Origin of the sequence: Polaribacter sp. NJDZ03, assembly GCF_019263805.1 — a bacterium.
Taxonomy (GTDB): Bacteria; Bacteroidota; Bacteroidia; order Flavobacteriales; family Flavobacteriaceae; genus Polaribacter.
This window is the reverse complement of record NZ_CP079195.1, coordinates 2,052,614-2,070,170: the sequence shown is the minus strand read 5'-3', so window position 1 is coordinate 2,070,170 and position 17,557 is coordinate 2,052,614. Positions and strand designations below refer to the sequence as shown.

Annotated in this window: 15 protein-coding genes; 4 read left to right on the top strand and 11 right to left on the bottom strand. The window is 30.4% G+C overall.

What is annotated here, in order from left to right; translation table 11 throughout:
* Positions 1-24: 24 nt before the first annotated feature.
* A complete protein-coding gene (locus KV700_RS08935; RefSeq protein ID WP_218597667.1) occupies positions 25-693 on the top strand; it encodes a response regulator in 669 nt (222 codons plus the stop codon).
* 509 nt (positions 694-1,202) lie between these two features.
* Here KV700_RS08935 and KV700_RS08930 read toward each other — a convergent pair.
* From KV700_RS08930 to rplM, 10 genes are all read right to left on the bottom strand, one after another.
* Positions 1,203-1,802, bottom strand: coding sequence for a hypothetical protein (locus tag KV700_RS08930; RefSeq protein ID WP_166384185.1), 600 nt, complete (start codon positions 1,800-1,802; stop codon positions 1,203-1,205).
* Entirely contained in the window at positions 1,802-3,259 is a 1,458-nt protein-coding gene (gene rpoN, locus KV700_RS08925) for an RNA polymerase factor sigma-54 (protein ID WP_166384187.1), read from the bottom strand. The genes KV700_RS08930 and rpoN overlap by 1 nt, the downstream gene beginning before the upstream one ends.
* 86 nt (positions 3,260-3,345) lie before the next feature.
* Entirely contained in the window at positions 3,346-4,782 is a 1,437-nt protein-coding gene (asnS, locus tag KV700_RS08920; RefSeq protein ID WP_166384189.1) for an asparagine--tRNA ligase, read from the bottom strand.
* A 328-nt stretch (positions 4,783-5,110) separates the two neighbouring features.
* Positions 5,111-7,486 (bottom strand): RND family transporter, encoded by a 2,376-nt coding sequence (locus tag KV700_RS08915; protein ID WP_166384191.1) that lies wholly within the window; start codon positions 7,484-7,486, stop codon positions 5,111-5,113.
* Between the two features lie 95 nt (positions 7,487-7,581).
* A complete protein-coding gene (gene frr / locus KV700_RS08910; protein WP_166384193.1) occupies positions 7,582-8,136 on the bottom strand; it encodes a ribosome recycling factor in 555 nt (184 codons plus the stop codon).
* 29 nt (positions 8,137-8,165) lie between these two features.
* A complete protein-coding gene (gene pyrH, locus KV700_RS08905) occupies positions 8,166-8,876 on the bottom strand; it encodes a UMP kinase (RefSeq protein ID WP_166384195.1) in 711 nt (236 codons plus the stop codon).
* A 147-nt stretch (positions 8,877-9,023) separates the two neighbouring features.
* On the bottom strand, positions 9,024-9,995 hold the full coding sequence (gene tsf / locus KV700_RS08900) for a translation elongation factor Ts (RefSeq protein ID WP_166384197.1): 972 nt from the start codon (positions 9,993-9,995) through the stop codon (positions 9,024-9,026).
* 24 nt (positions 9,996-10,019) lie between these two features.
* Positions 10,020-10,814, bottom strand: a complete 795-nt coding sequence (rpsB, locus tag KV700_RS08895; protein WP_166384199.1) for a 30S ribosomal protein S2 — start codon at positions 10,812-10,814, stop codon at positions 10,020-10,022.
* Between the two features lie 145 nt (positions 10,815-10,959).
* A complete protein-coding gene (gene rpsI, locus KV700_RS08890; protein ID WP_166384201.1) occupies positions 10,960-11,346 on the bottom strand; it encodes a 30S ribosomal protein S9 in 387 nt (128 codons plus the stop codon).
* The gene (gene rplM, locus KV700_RS08885; RefSeq protein ID WP_166384203.1) at positions 11,346-11,801 is read right to left on the bottom strand and encodes a 50S ribosomal protein L13; all 456 of its coding nucleotides are present in this window, start codon (positions 11,799-11,801) and stop codon (positions 11,346-11,348) included. The genes rpsI and rplM overlap by 1 nt, the downstream gene beginning before the upstream one ends.
* A 235-nt stretch (positions 11,802-12,036) precedes the next feature.
* On the opposite strand from rplM, the gene KV700_RS08880 reads away from it, so the two are divergent.
* Positions 12,037-14,676 carry a DUF5916 domain-containing protein gene (locus KV700_RS08880; protein WP_218599833.1) on the top strand — a complete coding sequence of 880 codons (2,640 nt, stop codon included), beginning with the start codon at positions 12,037-12,039 and terminating at the stop codon, positions 14,674-14,676.
* Positions 14,677-15,158: 482 nt separating this feature from the next.
* On the opposite strand, the gene KV700_RS08875 is transcribed toward KV700_RS08880, so the two are convergent.
* A complete protein-coding gene (locus KV700_RS08875) occupies positions 15,159-16,217 on the bottom strand; it encodes a branched-chain amino acid aminotransferase (protein WP_166384207.1) in 1,059 nt (352 codons plus the stop codon).
* A 120-nt stretch (positions 16,218-16,337) separates the two neighbouring features.
* On the opposite strand from KV700_RS08875, the gene KV700_RS08870 reads away from it, so the two are divergent.
* Together KV700_RS08870 and mnmD are read left to right on the top strand one after the other, a co-directional pair.
* Positions 16,338-16,844 carry a DUF4920 domain-containing protein gene (locus KV700_RS08870; RefSeq protein WP_166384209.1) on the top strand — a complete coding sequence of 169 codons (507 nt, stop codon included), beginning with the start codon at positions 16,338-16,340 and terminating at the stop codon, positions 16,842-16,844.
* A 34-nt stretch (positions 16,845-16,878) separates the two neighbouring features.
* On the top strand, positions 16,879-17,550 hold the full coding sequence (gene mnmD, locus KV700_RS08865) for a tRNA (5-methylaminomethyl-2-thiouridine)(34)-methyltransferase MnmD (protein WP_166384211.1): 672 nt from the start codon (positions 16,879-16,881) through the stop codon (positions 17,548-17,550).
* The last annotated feature ends 7 nt before the right edge of the window (positions 17,551-17,557 follow it).

Below are 17,557 nucleotides of genomic sequence, written 5' to 3'. Positions count from 1 at the left end.
AATTTTTCATTTTAAAAGATAAAAATGTTTCAAAAAGTTTTGGTTGTAGAAGATCTGGATGTTATTAATAGCGGAATTAAAATAGCCTTAGAAGAAATAGGAATAAAAGAAGTAGATTTTGTTTCGTATTGTGATGACGCGTATGCTAAAATTAAAAATGCTTCCTTAAATAATGAGCCTTACCATTTAATTATTTCTGATTTATCTTTTAAATACGATGGAACTCACCAAGAATTAAAATCAGGAGAAGAGTTATTAAAAAAGATTAGGAAAGAATTTATAGATTTAAAAATTATTGTTTTTTCTGTTGAAGATAGACCCTATAAAATTCAGCATTTGTATAAGAATCTAAAAATTGATGGATTTGTTTGGAAGAGTAGAAGTGGATTAAAAGAATTAAAAAATGCTATGAATGCAATTTTAACTACAAATCAGTTTTATATTTCACCAGAATTAAATACCACCGTTCACCCAAAGCAAGTGGTTGAGGTTACCGATTTTGATGTATTTTTAATAGCATCGATTTCTAAGGGTTTATTGCAAACAGAAATAAGTAAAAACCTGAAAAAAATAGGGTGTTTTCCCTCTAGTATAAGTGCTATAGAAAAAAGATTAAAGTTTTTAAAGGAACATTTTAATGCTAATAATCCTGCACATTTAGTTGCTATTGCTAAAGATTTTGGGTTGGTGTAATAAAAATTTTCATAAAAAACATGCTAATTACGGAAACCCGTAATATTTATATATTTTATTGGAATATATTTGAAAAATAGTTAGAAAAGAAACTATTGAAAAGGAAAGAGTTCTAGTTGAGAGCCTTACGGATTTCCGTAAGGCTTTTTTTTAGAAATCTTGTTTTGTATGTGATAATTAGGTTTCTTTAAAGATTTTGATTGTCTTTATAAAATCTAAAATTAAAAGATAAGTACAGTGGTTTTAAATAAGCCATTCTATAGATAAGTTTATTACAACTTCATTTATAATAATTTTGAGTATTTTAATATTGTTGGGGGACAGTGTTTTCTGTCATTAAGTTGTTTTATTTGGAGTTGTTTTTTTCTATAAGCTATTTATACAGTTTTTTAATTTTAAAACGATTACTCTTTATTATAGAGTATTATCACCTATTTTTTTTAATAGTATTATAAACGGAGAAGGTTATAAATGCTTAATACATAAAATTGGAGCTAATTTGCTATCTGTTATAAAAAGTAGAATACAATACTTGGAGATAAGAAACCTAGTATAAAACCTAAATAGACTTCTTTATGTGTATGTGCTTTTAAATGTAACCTAGCACTTGCTAAAATTCCGGAGAGGAGCAAACCACAAATAAGTACTGCTATTAGGTTTTGTTGATAGATAAAACTTAAAACATAAAAGAACCCAACAGTAATTCCTATAGATATTAAATGAATGCTTGTTTTTATCTTTAGAGCAAATAGTAGGTATATAAAGACTAAGCCTAAAGAAGTGGCGTAAAAAAGCATTCCTAGATCTCTTAAGTTTGCTATTCCGTATAGGGTGTTGCCTAATAAATAAAATAGTACAATCATCATAGCAACCGGAATTTTTCTTTCCTTTATACTTTCTGCTTTAAATGATTTAATGAGTTTAAAACGCCTAAAAAGAATAAGTAATAGTAAAGGTACAATGTAAGTTGTTACAAAAATTAAACCTAATACTGCAAATTTTTGGTTTTTGCTAAAGCTATTTTCAATTAATATAAAATATAAGGTTATTCCAATTGTAGGAATTACAATTGGATGTAGCATTACAGATATAAATTTATAAAACTTCATTAAATCTCTTTACGTAAACGAGCTACGGGTAAATCTAGCTGTTCTCTATATTTTGCAACTGTTCTTCTTGCTATTGGATATCCTTTTTCCTTTAAAATAGCAGCTAGCTTTTCATCCGTTAAAGGTTTCTTTTTATTTTCTTCTAAAATTACCGTTTCTAAAATCTTTTTTATCTCTTTGGTAGATACATCTTCTCCCTGATCGTTTTTCATAGATTCAGAAAAGAATTCTTTAATTAACTTTGTGCCATAAGGAGTAGATACATATTTGCTATTTGCAACCCTAGAAACAGTTGAAACATCCATATTAATTTTATCTGCAATATCTTTTAAAATCATTGGTTTTAGCTTTCGCTCATCACCTGTTAAAAAATAATCATACTGATAGTGCATAATTGTATTCATGGTAACTAAAAGTGTTTGCTGACGCTGTTTAATAGCATCAATAAACCATTTTGCCGAATCTAATTTTTGTTTTATAAAGAATACAGCATCTTTTTGAGACTTACTTTTTACAGTAGCTTCTTGATAGCCTTTAAGCATATTGTTATACTCTCTAGAGATATGTAATTCTGGAGCATTTCTAGAATTTAAAACTAAATCTAATTCTCCATCAATCAATTTTATTGAAAAATCTGGAACAATTTGTTCTGCTATCTTATTATTACCAGCATAAGAACTTCCTGGTTTAGGGTTTAGTTTAGAGATTTCTTTATTTACTTCTTTTAATTCTTCTTCAGAAATAGTAAACTTTTCTTGTAATTTTTTATAATGTTTTTTTACAAAATGATCAAAAGCAGTCTCTAGAATTTCTATGGCTAAACTTCTAATTTTGTTACTTTCTTTTCTCTTTAATTGAATAATTAAGCATTCTTTTAAATCTCTAGCTCCAACTCCAATAGGATCTAAAGTGTGGACAACCTTTTTTAGAATAGAAATAACTTTTTCTTCTGTGGTAAAAACGTTTTCTGTAAAAGCTAAATCGTCTACCAAGTCTATAATATCTCTTCTAATATAGCCACTATCATCTATACTTCCCACTAAAAACTCGGCAATAGCGAGTTCTTCATCATTAAAAGTATAGGTACTTAATTGATTTTTTAAAGATTGATGAAAACTAGTACCACTGGCATAAGGTACATTTTTCTCTTCATCATCTGCAGAGTAATTATTAGCCTGAGTTTTATAACTCGGTATTTCGTCATCACTTAAATAATCATCTATATTGATGTCTTCTGCCTCTATTTTTTCTGTTCCAGCATCATCATATTCATTCGATAAATCATCATCTATAGAATCAGCATCATCCTTACCAGTATCTAATGCCGGATTTTCTTCAATTTCTTGTTTTAGACGTTCCTCAAAAGCTTGCGTAGGCAATTGAATTAACTTCATCAACTGTATCTGTTGTGGAGATAATTTCTGTAATAGCTTGTATTGTAAACTTTGTTTTAGCATATAGACAAATATATGAAATAGCTTAAAATAAAAAACGTCATTCTTATAGGAATGACGTTTTTATTACTTTAATTTTTTAGTTCTTTTTAAAAATCAGCGTTTTGTGGTGTTCTTGGAAAAGGAATTACGTCTCTAATATTACTCATTCCAGTTGTAAACTGCACGAGTCTTTCAAAACCTAGTCCAAAACCAGAATGTACCGCTGTACCAAATTTTCTTAAATCTAAGTACCACCATAATTCTTTTTCATCAATATTCATGGCTTTCATTTTTTCGACTAAAACATCATAACGTTCTTCACGTTGCGCGCCACCAACCATTTCTCCTATTCCAGGAAATAAAACATCCATGGCTCTTACTGTTTTTCCATCATCATTTAAACGCATGTAAAATGCTTTAATATTTGCTGGGTAATCAAATAAAATAACCGGACATTTAAAGTGTTTTTCTACTAAAAAACGTTCGTGTTCAGACTGTAAATCTGCACCCCATTCATTAATTGGAAATTGAAATTTCTTCTTTTTATTTGGTTTACAGTTTCTTAATATGTCTATTGCTTCTGTATATGAAACTCTTTTAAAGTTATTATCTGCTACAAAACGAAGTTTTTCTAACAAACTCATGTCACTTCTTTCTGCTTGTGGTTTGCTTTTTTCTTCTTGTGTTAAACGTTGGTCTAGAAAGTCTAAATCATCTTTACAGCTTTCTAAAATAGAACTTAAAACTGTTTTTATAAAGTCTTCTGCTAAATCCATGTTACCATCTAAATCCATAAATGCAACTTCTGGTTCTATCATCCAAAATTCTGCTAAATGACGTGTAGTATTAGAGTTTTCTGCTCTAAATGTTGGTCCAAAAGTATAGGCTTTTCCTAAAGCCATCGCATACGCTTCTGCTTCTAATTGACCAGAAACAGTAAGGTTTGTTTCTTTACCAAAAAAGTCTTTAGAATAGTCAACTTTTCCATCTTCTGTAACCGGAGCTTCATTATCTTTAAAGTTAGTAACTCTAAACATTTCTCCTGCTCCTTCTGCATCAGAACCGGTAACAATTGGTGTATTAACGTAGTTGAAGTCTCTTTCCTGAAAATATTGATGAACCGCAAAAGATAATTTAGAACGCACACGCATTACTGCGCTAAAAGTATTTGTTCTTACACGTAAATGTGCATTTTCTCTTAAAAATTCGAAACTGTGTTTTTTAGGTTGAATAGGGTATTCATCTGGATTAGAATCTCCTAAGATTTCAATTGCTGAAACCTGAATCTCTACAGATTGTCCTTTTCCTTGACTTGCAGCCAAAGTACCTTTTATACAAATAGCGGCACCTGTTGTAATTCTTTTTAATGTAGTTTCATCTGTGTTTTCAAAATCGATAACACATTGTATGTTGTTAATGGTAGAACCATCATTTAAAGCAATAAAGCGATTGCTTCTAAATGTTCTAACCCATCCTTTTAGAGTTACTTCTTGTAGTAATAATCCTTCCGATTTTAAAAGTTCGGCTACGTTGCTGTTTATCATATTCTTATAATATTGATATAAATATATGTTATTAATTGATTGTATTATTCTTATTATTTTCTAGATATATTCTCCTTTTAATAAAAGAGGAGGTGTTTATCAAAAAAAGTATGTAGAATATACAAAAACTGTTTTTTATTAAAGAGTAAAGATACTTTTTTGAAAGAAGATGAGCAATGATATTTTACAGTAGTTTTAAGTATGGTTTGCTTAAAATACTGTTAATTTTTATCGTTATTCATTGTCTTTTCTTGTAGTCACTAAAAAATCGGATGTTAGACAATAACATCCGATTTTTTTAGTAAAAATTTATAGATCAATTAAAGATTTATTCTTCTAATTTATCTTCCTCTGGAGGAATAATTCTTATAGAAGGTTCTTTAAATACTTTTTTATTTGCTATTTTCTTTTCAAAAGTTAATAAAAGTGAAGGTAATAACAGTAAGTTAGAAACCATTGCCAATAATAAGGTTACAGAGACTAAGCCACCTAATGCAATGGTGCCTCCAAAACTAGAAAGTGTAAAGGTTAAAAAGCCAAAAAAGAGTACAATAGAAGTATAGAACATACTTACTCCTGTTTCTCTTAGTGCTCCATAAACAGATGGTTTTACACGCCAATTATTAGCCATTAATTCTTGCCTGTATTTTGCTAAAAAGTGAATCGTATCATCTACAGAAATACCGAACGCAATACTAAATACAAGTATGGTTGATGGTTTTATAGGAATACCAAAATACCCCATTAAACCAGCTGTAATTAATAATGGCAATATGTTTGGCAGTAATGAAATGAAAATCATTGGTGGAGATCTAAACATCCAAGCCATAAAAATGGCAATTAATAAAATAGCTAAGGATAATGAAATAACTAAATTGTGAATTAAATAATTGGTTCCTTTTATAAAAACTAATGCTTTACCTGTAACAGAAACTTCATATTTGTCTGACGGAAATTCTTTAGCAATTACTTCTTTTAAGCGCTCTTGAATTACATTCATCTTTTCAGTACCAATGTCTTTCATAAAAGTGGTTATTCTTGCATAACGACCTGTAGAGTCTACAAAGTTTTTAAGCATACTAGCATCACTATTGGAATTTTTGGTATATGCAAAAATGTAACTTTGTTCTTGACTTGTTGGTAACTGATAATATTTAGGGTTCCCTTTGTAGTAAGCTTGTTTAGAGTATTTTACTACATTGGTGATAGAAATTGGTTTAGAAAGTTCTGGAAAAGATTCTATTGCTTCATTTATTTTTTCCATCTTTTTTAAAGTAGACAAACTCATTACCCCTTTTTCCTTTTTAGTATCAACTAAAATCTCTAAAGGCATAATACCGCCAAATTCGGTTTCAAAGAATTTTATATCTTGATAAAACTCTAAACTTTTAGGCATGTCTTCTATTAAACTACCAGAAACTTTTATTTTATAAACACCTATAATTGCTGCAACGATAACAATAACTGTGGCAAAATAAATAGTAATTCTTTGGTTTCTTACCATTTTTTCCATCCAATTCACTACATTTTCAATCCACTTTGTTTCTAAGTGGTTTAAATGCTTCTTCTTTGGAAGCGGCATAAAACTATATAAAATAGGTATAATTAATAAGGCTAATATAAAGATACTTATTATATTAACTGAAGCTAAAATACCAAACTCTCTAAGTAAACTACTTTTCACAAAAATAAAAGTTGCAAACCCAGATGCAGTTGTAATATTTGTCATTAAAGTAGCATTACCCACTTTAGTAATTACACGTTGTAAAGCTTTTGCTTGTTGGCCATGTTTCTTTATTTCTTGTTGATATTTATTAATAAGAAAAACGGCATTTGGTACACCAATAACAATAATTAACGGAGGTATTAATGCCGATAAAACGGTTATTTCATAACCAAACCAACCTATAAAACCAAAGGCCCAAACAACACCTATCATTACTACTAAAAGTGTAATAAAGGTTGCTCTAAATGAGCGAAAGAAAAAGAAGAAAATAACTGCTGTAATACCTAATGCACCTACTACAAATAGTAGTATTTCATCTTGAATATTTTGTGCATTTAATGTTCTAATGTAGGGCATTCCGGATACTCGAATGTCTACATCATTTTCTTTTTCAAATTTATTTATGGTTGGTATTAAAATATCAAAAATAAAATCTCTACGTTGTGGTGTATTTATAATTTCTTTTTTAATATAAATGGCAGTCTGTAATGTACCTGTTTTTTTATTAAATAGTAAATTATCGTAGAAAGGTAGTTTTTCAAATAGCTGATTTTTTATATCTAGAACTTCTTGTGTTGTTGTTGGTTCTTTCTCATACAAAGGTTCTAGTACAAATTTTCTTTGTTTTCTATCTGCTTTTAATTTTTGAATATCAGCAATAGATATAGTAAAATCTATTTCTTCTAAACTATCAAATTTTTGAACTAAATTATTCCAAGCATTAAATTTTTTAGGTGTAAATACTGTAGAATCTTTTATACCTAAAATAACCAGGTTGCCTTCTTCTCCAAATATCTCTAAAAATTGATTGTATTCTAGATTAGCTATGTGATCTTCAGGTAATAAATTTGCTTCTGTATATGAGAATTTCATATACTTCATTTGTGAAGCTAATAAACCTGTAATGATGGCAATACCTATTAAAACCAAATAACGGTTTCTTAAGATAAGACCAGCAACTTTTGTCCAGAAATTCATTTAGTTAAATTTTAGAAATTGTAATTAATTGTATATTGTTATAAATAAAAAGAGAGTGTTAAGAAACACCCTCTTTTTTTATTGTGTCGGTTTTTTTAAACCTTCATTATTTCAACTTCTTTTACAGCTAGTTTTTCTTCTATCTGCTTTATAAAAGTATCTGTTAATTTTTGCACATCTGCTTCTGTTATTTTTTTAAGATCGTCTGAAGCCTCTGTTTTTTTAATATCATTATTTGCATCTTTACGGGCATTTCTAATACCAACTTTTGCGTGTTCTGCTTCTGCTTTGGCTTGTTTAGCCAAACCAATTCTTCTTTCTTCAGTTAATGGCGGTACATTAATCATAATAATATCACCATTATTCATTGGGTTAAAACCTAAGTTGGCAACCATTATAGCTTTTTCTATAGGTTGTAACATGTTTTTCTCCCAAGGTTGTACAGATATTGTTCTTGGGTCTGGTGTAGTAACATTTGCAATTTGTCCTAACGGAGTTAGAGATCCATAATAATCTACCATTACATTTGCTAACATTGCAGGTGTTGCTTTACCAGCTCTTATAGTTCGTAATTCTTTAATTAAATGCTCAATAGCATTATTCATCGCCTCTTTAGCGGAATCAAGAATAAATTCAATTTCTTCGTTCATCGTCAGTAAATTTTTTTAAAAAACTCTAATTAATGAGTATTAACAATAGTACCAATTTTTTCACCAGAAACTAATTTCATTAAGTTTCCATTCGTGTTCATGTCAAAAACAATAATTGGCAATTTGTTTTCTTCACTTAATGTAAATGCAGTCATATCCATCACTTTAAGACCTTTTTTAATTACGTCTTTAAAAGTTATATTTTCAAATTTGATAGCATCTTTATTTTTTTCTGGATCTACATCATAGATTCCGTCTACACGAGTTCCTTTTAATATAGCATCTGCATCTATTTCAATTGCTCTTAAAACGGCAGCAGTATCTGTTGTAAAATATGGATTACCTGTTCCTGCTCCAAAGATTACAACTCTTCCTTTTTCTAAGTGACGAATTGCTTTTCTTTTAATATACGGTTCTGCAACTTCTTTAATTTCTAAAGCTGTTTGCAATCGCGTATGAACATCTTCATCTTCTAATGCACTTTGCAATGCTAAGCCGTTAATACAGGTTGCTAACATCCCCATGTGGTCTCCTTGTACGCGGTCCATACCATTTGCAGCACCAGCAACACCTCTAAAGATATTTCCACCGCCAATTACAATGGCAACTTCGATTCCTTTTTGTACTACTTCTTTAATTTCTTTTGCGTATTCAGCTAAACGTTTAGGATCAATTCCGTATTGTCTTTCGCCCATTAAAGCTTCTCCGCTTAATTTTAAAAGAATTCTCTTGTATTGCATAGTTTATTTTGAAAGTTGTGCAAAATTAAGCTTTTTTTTTGAGTTTTGTTTTTTTGAGATACAAAAAAACCTCGCAATTCTAAAATTATAGAATGCGAGGTTTTAAATATTTATGTTCTTGTCTTCACAAGAATAGAAGATACATGTTTATCCTAAAGTAACTCTTTTGAATCCACTTACAGAAACATCACCATATGTACTTACATATTGTGCAACATTTTTCTTTTCATCTTTAATAAAAGCTTGGTCTAAAAGACATTGCTCTAAATCTAAAGTTGTATTGTCTGCAATAAATCTTTCCATTTTTCCTGGTAAAATTCTATCCCAGATTTTTTCTGGTTTTCCTTCTGCAGCTAATTCCGCTTTAGCAGCTTCTTCAGCTTTAGCTAAAATTTCATCAGATAATTGAGACATAGAAATATATTGAGGTACGTTTTTCAACGTTTTCCCTAATCTTCCTAATTCAATATTATCTTTTTCAATTACAGCAATTCTTGCTTCTGTTTCAGCAGCAACAAATGCAGGATCAAAATCTTTATAAGATAAAGTAGATGCTCCCATAGATGCTATTTGCATAGCTACGTCTTTAGATAATACATCAGCATTATCAACAGCAGCAGTTAAACCAACTAATGCAGCAATTTTACCAATGTGAGTATAGGCACCAACATAAGCAGCTTCGATTTTCTCAAAAGCAGTTATCTCTAACTTTTCTCCAATAACACCAGTTTGCTCAATTAATTTATCAGCAACAGTCATTCCTCCAAAATCAGCAGCTAAGAAAGATTCTTTATCAGCATGATTTAAAGCAATTTCTGCAAATTGACTTCCTAATGCTACGAAAGCATCATTTTTACCAACAAAATCAGTTTCACAAGCTAATACGATTGCTACTCCAACAGTATTATCAGCATTGATTTTTGTTACTGCAACTCCTTCTGTAGATTCTCTATCAGCTCTTTTTGCAGCAATTTTTTGACCTTTTTTACGTAAAATATCAATTGCTTTATCAAAATCACCAACAGCCTCAACTAATGCCTTTTTACAGTCCATCATTCCAGCTCCAGTTGCTTCTCTTAATTTTTTAACATCAGCAGCACTAATCTTTACTGTTTCCATGTTATGTATGTTTTTTAGTTAGAATTATTTTTTTTCTTCAGCAGGTGCTTCAGTAACTTCTGCCTTAGGAGCTGCTGCTTCAGCTTTTGGAGCTGCAACTTCTTTAGTTTCTTTTACTTTTTCTTTGTCTGCTTTTCTATCTGATAAACCTTCTGCAATTGCATTAGTAACATAAGATAATACTTTGTCTATAGACTTAGAAGCATCATCATTTGCTGGAATGATAAAATCTACTAATCTAGGATCAGAGTTTGTATCAACCATTGCAAAAATAGGAATACTTAATTTTTGAGCTTCTGCTACTGCAATGTGCTCTTTTTTAATATCTACTACAAATAATGCACCAGGTAAACGAGTCATATCTGAAATAGAACCTAAATTCTTTTCTAATTTTTCTCTCTGACGATTGATTTGTAATTTTTCTCTTTTAGATAATGCATCAAAAGATCCATCTAACTTCATTCTATCAATATGAGCCATTTTCTTAACAGCTTTTCTAATAGTAATAAAGTTTGTTAACATACCACCAGGCCATCTTTCTGTGATGTAAGGCATGTTTACTGCTTTTGCTTTTTCTGCAACAATATCTTTTGCTTGCTTTTTAGTAGCTACAAATAAAATTTTACGTCCAGAGTTAGCGATCTTTTTTAAAGCTTCTGAAGTTTCTTCTATTTTTGCTGCTGTTTTATACAAATCGATGATGTGTACACCATTACGTTCTGTATAAATGTATGGAGCCATGTTTGGGTTCCATTTTCTAGTTAAGTGTCCAAAGTGTACACCACTATCTAATAACTCTTGAATATTTACGTTTGCCATTTTCTTAAATGTGTTTACTTTCTGTTTTGAAATCAATAGTTAGGTAGTCTTTCGAGTCCTAACTATTTAGATGCTAAACTGTTTAATATTAAAATATAATAACAGTTCTCGATATAATATAGTGCAGAATAAATTCTGACAAATATTAACGTTTCGAGAATTGGAATTTTTTACGTGCTTTTTTCTGACCGAATTTCTTACGTTCAACCATTCTTGGGTCACGAGTTAATAAACCTTCTGGTTTCAAGACAATTCTATGATCTGCATCAATATGAACTAAAGCTCTTGTAATAGCTAAACGGATAGCTTCTGCTTGTCCTGTTACACCACCACCGTAAACATTAACTTTAATGTCGTAAGACTCTAAGTTTTCTGTTAACATTAAAGGTTGTTGTACTTTGTACTGTAAAGTTCCAGTAGTAAAGTAATTTTTATAATCTTTTTTGTTTACTGTAATGTTTCCTGTTCCTTCAGAAAGATAAATACGAGCAACAGCTGTTTTTCTTCTACCGATTTTATGTACTATATCCATTATTTAAGATCGTTAAGGTTAATAGCTTTAGGTGCTTGACCTGCGTGTTTGTGCTCTGTACCTGCATATACATACAAGTTTCTGTAAAGTGCTGCTCCTAAAATATTTTTAGGTAACATTCCTTTTACTGCTTTTTCGATTAATCTTGTAGGATCTTTCTCAAACATTTCTGTTGCAGTTAACGATCTTTGTCCTCCTGGATAACCTGTGTGACGAATGTAAGATTTGTCTCTCCATTTGTTACCAGTAAGGTTAATTTTTTCTGCGTTGATGATAACCACGTTATCTCCACAATCTACGTGAGGAGTAAAATTAGGTTTGTTTTTACCTCTAATTAGCTTTGCTACTTTAGAAGCTAGACGACCCAACGTTTGCCCGTCTGCATCAACTAAAACCCACTCCTTGTTTACGGTAGCGCTGTTTGCTGATACTGTTTTGTAACTTAATGTGTTCATAATTACACTATTAGTTTTTGTTTATTAATAATTGAATTTTCCTTAAAAAAGGAGTGCAAATGTACTGTATTTTATTTGATTGACAAATAGTGCTTTAGATTTATTTTGTACTTAATGTATTAATGTTTTTTACATGTTAGTAGTTCTCAAAATTTTTAAGATAATAAAAGTTACTTTTGTCGTATAATTAAGGGCATTTTACGCAATCTTTATACTAGCCAACCATCCATATGAAATTTTATTTATTTTATTATTAATAGTAAGTATTTCGTTTACTACCTATTCGCAAGAATCAACGAATGAAATTATACCAAAAAGAGTTTATAATACAAAGAAATTAAAAGAAGTACCAATAATAGATGGTGTTATCTCGGAAGATGCTTGGAATGTTGTAGAATGGTCATCAGACTTCGTACAGAAAGAACCAAATGAAGGAGTTGCACCAATGCATCAAACAAAATTTAAAGTAATGTATGATGATAAGTATTTATACATTGCTATTAGAGCTTTTGATGATAAACCAGAATTAATTCAGCAAAGACTTACACGTAGAGATGGTTTTGCTGGAGATAGGGTAAATGTAATTATTGATAGTTATCATGATAAAAGAACCGCATTTGCATTTACAACAACTGCTGCAGGGGTAAAAGGTGAAGAAATTGTTACGCAAAATGGCGATAATTGGGATGATAGTTGGAACCCTATTTGGTATACAGATGCTAAGGTAGATAACAAAGGCTATACCGTAGAAATGAAAATTCCTTTTAGCCAGTTACGCTTTGGTAATGCAAAAGAACAAATATGGGGGTTTAATATTAATCGAACTTTTTTTAGAAAACAAGAACGATCTTTATGGCAAAGAATTCCAAATTCTCAATCTGGGTTTATTAGTGAAGCTGGTGAGTTGCATGGATTAATAGATTTAGTATCGCAAAAACAATTAGAAATTCAGCCTTTTGCAGTTTTACAATATGATTCTTATCCAAAAGAGGGGAATAACCCGTTTAGAGATGGAAGTGATTTTAAACTAAATGCGGGTTTAGATGCTAAAATTGGAATTACAAACGATTTAACGCTAGACTTAACGATAAACCCAGATTTTGGACAAGTAGAAGCAGATCCAGGAGCGATTGCTTTAGATGGATTTCAAATATTTTTTAAAGAACAGCGTCCTTTTTTTGTTGAAAATAAGAATATTTTCAATTTTGAGTTTGCTGACGGAAGTGATAACATTTTTTATAGTAGAAGAATCGGTAGAAATCCTCATAAAAAAGTTGGTAATAATATAGAAACTGATCTTATTTTACAAGATGATGAATTTGCAGATGTACCACAGAATTCAACTATTTTAGGTGCTGCAAAATTTTCAGGAAAAACACAGAATGGTTGGTCTATTGGTGTTTTAGAAAGTGTTACAGCAAATGAATTTGCAAAAATTAAAGAAACAAATGGTAATACCAGAAAAGAAATTGTAGAGCCTTTAACAAACTTTTTTGTTGCCAGGGCTCAAAAAGATTTTAACGAGCGTAATTCTTTTATAGGAGGAATTTTTACAGCAACAAACAGAAATTTAGATGATAATTTTCCTGAATTACACAAAGCTGCTTATACAGGAGGAGTAGATTTTAGACATACTTGGCATAATAGAGATTTTTATTTGGAAGGGAATACAATTTTAAGTCATGTTAAAGGAAGTGAAGAAGCAATTTTAGATACACAAACATCTATTGCCAGGTTATTTCAAAGACCAGATGCAGATTATGTAGATTTAGATCCAACTAGAACCTCGCTAACAGGAAGTGGAGGTAGAGTTAAATTTGGGAAACAAGGTGGAGGAAACTGGCGTTATAATGGAGGTTTTATTTGGCGTTCGCCAGAATTAGAATTGAATGATGTTGGCTTTTTACGTCAGACAGATGAAATGATTCAATTTACACAAGTAAGATATTTATGGCAAATTCCTAAAGGTATTTATAGAGATATAGATTTAAGTGCGGAGCAATCTACTATTTACGATTTTGGAGGCAATTTAAATAAATCTCGTTTTGCAGTTGAAGGAAGGGTTAATTGGAAAAATAATTGGTCTTCAAATATAGGTATGGGATCTAGTACGCAAATGCATAGAAACTCTTTTTTAAGAGGTGGACCGCGCTTTAAAGTAGCAGATGATAAATTTATATATGCTTTTGTAGAAACGGATAAGAGTAAAAAATTTAGTCTTAAACTTGGTTATGTTCGTATTAGAAGTGAAGAAAACGTAAGTGATACAGATAAATATGAGTTTAAAATAAATTACCAACCTTTCAATTCTTTTAGTATGTCTTTAGAAAATGTATTGGAAAAAACTTCTGATAAATCTCAATATGTCACAACTAAAGATTTTGGTAATTTAAAAAGATATATTTTAGGAAATATTGAAAATGATTCGTGGACAACAACTTTACGATTAAACTATAGTTTAAATCCTAATATGTCTATTCAGTTTTATGGGCAACCTTATATTGCTCGTGGAAGATATTCCGATTTTAATTACGTTACTAATTCAACAGCATCTAGTATCAATGACAGGGTAAGGATGTATAATGAGAATGAGATTTCTGAAAACAATGATCGTTTTTCTATTGATGAAAATTTAGATGCAATTGCAGATTACACATTTAAGAACCCAGATTTTTCTTATGTACAATTTAGAACAAACTTAGTGGCAAGATGGGAGTATATACCAGGCTCTGAGTTGTTTTTTGTTTGGGCAAGAGGTGGCGCTGGTTCTGATGATGCTAGAAATTCATTATCAAGAAGCTTTAGAAACCAAATTTTAGACAAACCTTTAGAAAGTACTTTTTTAATAAAAGCAACGTATAGATTTGTAAGGTAATATAAACGGTTTATAAATGATAATTAGCATTGTTACTTGTAAACCTAAACTTAATTTATCAAATTTATTTTACCCATAACTGCCTTCTAATAATGTAAAATTTGTAAGATTAAAATAAATGAAAATCACTTTATTTTTGGTTGATAAATATTCATTTTACTTTATTGTAATTTAAAAAGTAGCCTAAAAAAAGCTTAATCTGTCTTTTTTTACTTCTTTAATAATAGAGCATTTCCGTTTTTGTTAGTATAAAAATAAGCATAACATTTTTTTTTGAGAACCCACATTTTATGCAATTCCTAAAACGGTATTGTATTGTATTGTATGTTTTTTTGCTGAATTTTTACTTTCGCTGTTTAAGGTTTATCAAGAAACTCAATTAAGAAATAAGCGTAAAACTGAAATACAAAAAAAGCATCAAAATTAATTGATGCTTTTAGTATTATATCTTTTTACAGCTTTAAACTACAACTATAAAATGTTTATTTAAGAATTACTCTCCATCCGTAAGGATCTTCGGCTTGGTTTGTTTGTATGTCTGTAATCGCTTTCTTTAGAGTTCCTGCAAAAGGTGCTTCTAATTCTGGTAAATCATAATCAGAACCTTGGTATCCAAAAGCTGCAATAGGAGAAATTACTGCAGCAGTTCCTGCTCCAAACATTTCTTTTAAACTACCACTTTGTGCAGCAGCAATTACTTCAGAAACTGTAATTTTTCTAACTTCTACATCAATATTCATGTCCTCAGCAATCTGAATAACACTTTTACGTGTAATTCCATTTAAGATTCTATCGCTTGTAGGACTTGTAATTAAAGTATCATTAATTCTAATGAAAATATTCATTGCACCAGCTTCCTCAATATATTCGTGCGTATTATCATCCGTCCAAATAACTTGATTGTATCCTTTTTCTATGGCCAATTGTGTAGGGTAAAACTGAGCAGCATAATTACCACCAGCTTTTGCAAAACCAACACCACCATTTGCAGCACGAGCATATTTTTCTTCAATTAAAACTTTTACTTTGCCAGAAAAATATGCGCCAGAAGGAGCTGTACAAATTATAAATTTATAAGCATCTGCCGGAGAAGCGTGAAATCCTATTCCAGAAGCAAACATAAAAGGTCTAATATATAAAGAGCTTCCTTCATTAGTAGGAATCCATTTATTATCAACTTCTAATAATTTTTTTAAACCTTCCATAAAAACATCTTCAGGAACAGCTGGGATAACTAAACGTTCTGCAGATTTATTTAAACGCTTCCAGTTTTCTAAAGGTCTAAATAACATCGTGTTTTCATCTGCGTCTTTGTAGGCTTTCATACCTTCAAAAATAGATTGTCCGTAGTGGAAAATCTTTGCAGATGGGTCTAATGAGATAGGTGCATAAGGTTTAATAACAGGTGTTTGCCACTCGCCATCTATAAAGTCACACTCTAACATGTGGTCAGAATATACACTACCAAATGGTAGATTGTTAAAATCTACAGAATCGATCTTCGATTTTTCTATACGTTGAATTTCTATATCAGATTTCATTCTTTTTGATTGAATTATTGGACAAATGTACATAAAATATTCATCGGTCGATATAACTAATCATTGCTTTTACTCATTATAATATGTACTTTTGTTCGATACTCATTAAATTTAGAAAATATGAAATATGTAATATCCTTTTGTTTGGTTATTTTATTTGGTTTTACGGCATGTAAAGAAGGCAAGAAAGCAGCCAATGAAACATCAGAACCAAAACAAGAAGTGGTTTATGAATCTTTCGGAGAAAAAATTGAGTTAGACAATGCAATTACTTCAGAAGAGTTATTAGCTAAATTTAAAACCATGAAAACTGGTGATACAATTAATGTAAAGTTTGCATCTAGTATTAAAGAAGTTTGTTCTAAAAAAGGATGTTGGATGAAGTTGCCTTTAAATGAAGAAACTGAAACGATGGTTCGTTTTAAAGATTATGGTTTTTTTATGCCTTTAGATTCTCAAGGAAAAGAAGTGGTTTTAAATGGTAAAGCATTTGTACAAGAAACATCTGTAGAAGAATTGCAACATTACGCAGAAGATGCAGGGAAAACTAAAGAAGAAATAGCAAAAATTACCGAGCCTAAAAAAGAATTTACTTTTGAGGCAGATGGTGTTTTAATGAGAAAGTAAAAATTAGTTTCAATAAGTAATAAGTCTACATATTTTGAAAAGAGAAATTCTAATAACTTCCGATGGTTCTACAACCATTAATTTACCCGATTTAAATGAACAATATCATTCTAAAAACGGTTCAATAAACGAGTCTTACCATGTTTTTATTAATAGCGGATTAAAATTAGTTACTGCAGAAGAAGTATCTATCTTAGAAATTGGTTTTGGTACAGGTTTAAACTGTTTTATTACCTATTTAGAAGCAAAAAGAAATATAAACTATGTTGGTGTAGAAGCATATCCTGTTACTGCAGAAGAAGTAGAGAATATGAATTTTATTACTGTTTTAAAAGCAGAAAAAGAAAGTGCTGTATTCGATAAAATGCACGCTGTTTCTTGGGAAGAAAAGCATCAAATTTCAGATACTTTTTCACTCATAAAAAGGAAGCAGTTTTTTGAAGATATCGAAGATAAAGACACGTTTAATTTAATTTATTTTGATGCCTTTGGTGCTCGTGTACAACCGCAATTATGGACGGTAGAGATTTTCCGTAAAATGTTTGATGCATTAAAAGAAAACGGAATTTTAGTAACTTATTCGGCAAAAGGAAGCGTTAGAAGAGCGATGCAAGAAGTTGGTTTAACAGTAGAGCGTTTGCCTGGACCTCCGGGGAAAAGAGAAATGTTAAGAGCAACTAAAATAACGACAAAAACGAACGAGTAAAAAAACA

Excerpts from the sequence above, each read along its gene's own strand:
- KV700_RS08935 (WP_218597667.1), top strand. The coding sequence starts at position 25 with ATGTTTCAAAAAGTTTTGGTTGTAGAAGATCTGGATGTTATTAATAGC.
- KV700_RS08930 (WP_166384185.1), bottom strand. The coding sequence starts at position 1,802 with ATGAAGTTTTATAAATTTATATCTGTAATGCTACATCCAATTGTAATT.
- rpoN (WP_166384187.1), bottom strand. The coding sequence starts at position 3,259 with ATGCTAAAACAAAGTTTACAATACAAGCTATTACAGAAATTATCTCCA.
- asnS (WP_166384189.1), bottom strand. The coding sequence starts at position 4,782 with ATGATAAACAGCAACGTAGCCGAACTTTTAAAATCGGAAGGATTATTA.
- KV700_RS08915 (WP_166384191.1), bottom strand. The coding sequence starts at position 7,486 with ATGAATTTCTGGACAAAAGTTGCTGGTCTTATCTTAAGAAACCGTTAT.
- frr (WP_166384193.1), bottom strand. The coding sequence starts at position 8,136 with ATGAACGAAGAAATTGAATTTATTCTTGATTCCGCTAAAGAGGCGATG.
- pyrH (WP_166384195.1), bottom strand. The coding sequence starts at position 8,876 with ATGCAATACAAGAGAATTCTTTTAAAATTAAGCGGAGAAGCTTTAATG.
- tsf (WP_166384197.1), bottom strand. The coding sequence starts at position 9,995 with ATGGAAACAGTAAAGATTAGTGCTGCTGATGTTAAAAAATTAAGAGAA.
- rpsB (WP_166384199.1), bottom strand. The coding sequence starts at position 10,814 with ATGGCAAACGTAAATATTCAAGAGTTATTAGATAGTGGTGTACACTTT.
- rpsI (WP_166384201.1), bottom strand. The coding sequence starts at position 11,346 with ATGGATATAGTACATAAAATCGGTAGAAGAAAAACAGCTGTTGCTCGT.
- rplM (WP_166384203.1), bottom strand. The coding sequence starts at position 11,801 with ATGAACACATTAAGTTACAAAACAGTATCAGCAAACAGCGCTACCGTA.
- KV700_RS08875 (WP_166384207.1), bottom strand. The coding sequence starts at position 16,217 with ATGAAATCTGATATAGAAATTCAACGTATAGAAAAATCGAAGATCGAT.
- KV700_RS08870 (WP_166384209.1), top strand. The coding sequence starts at position 16,338 with ATGAAATATGTAATATCCTTTTGTTTGGTTATTTTATTTGGTTTTACG.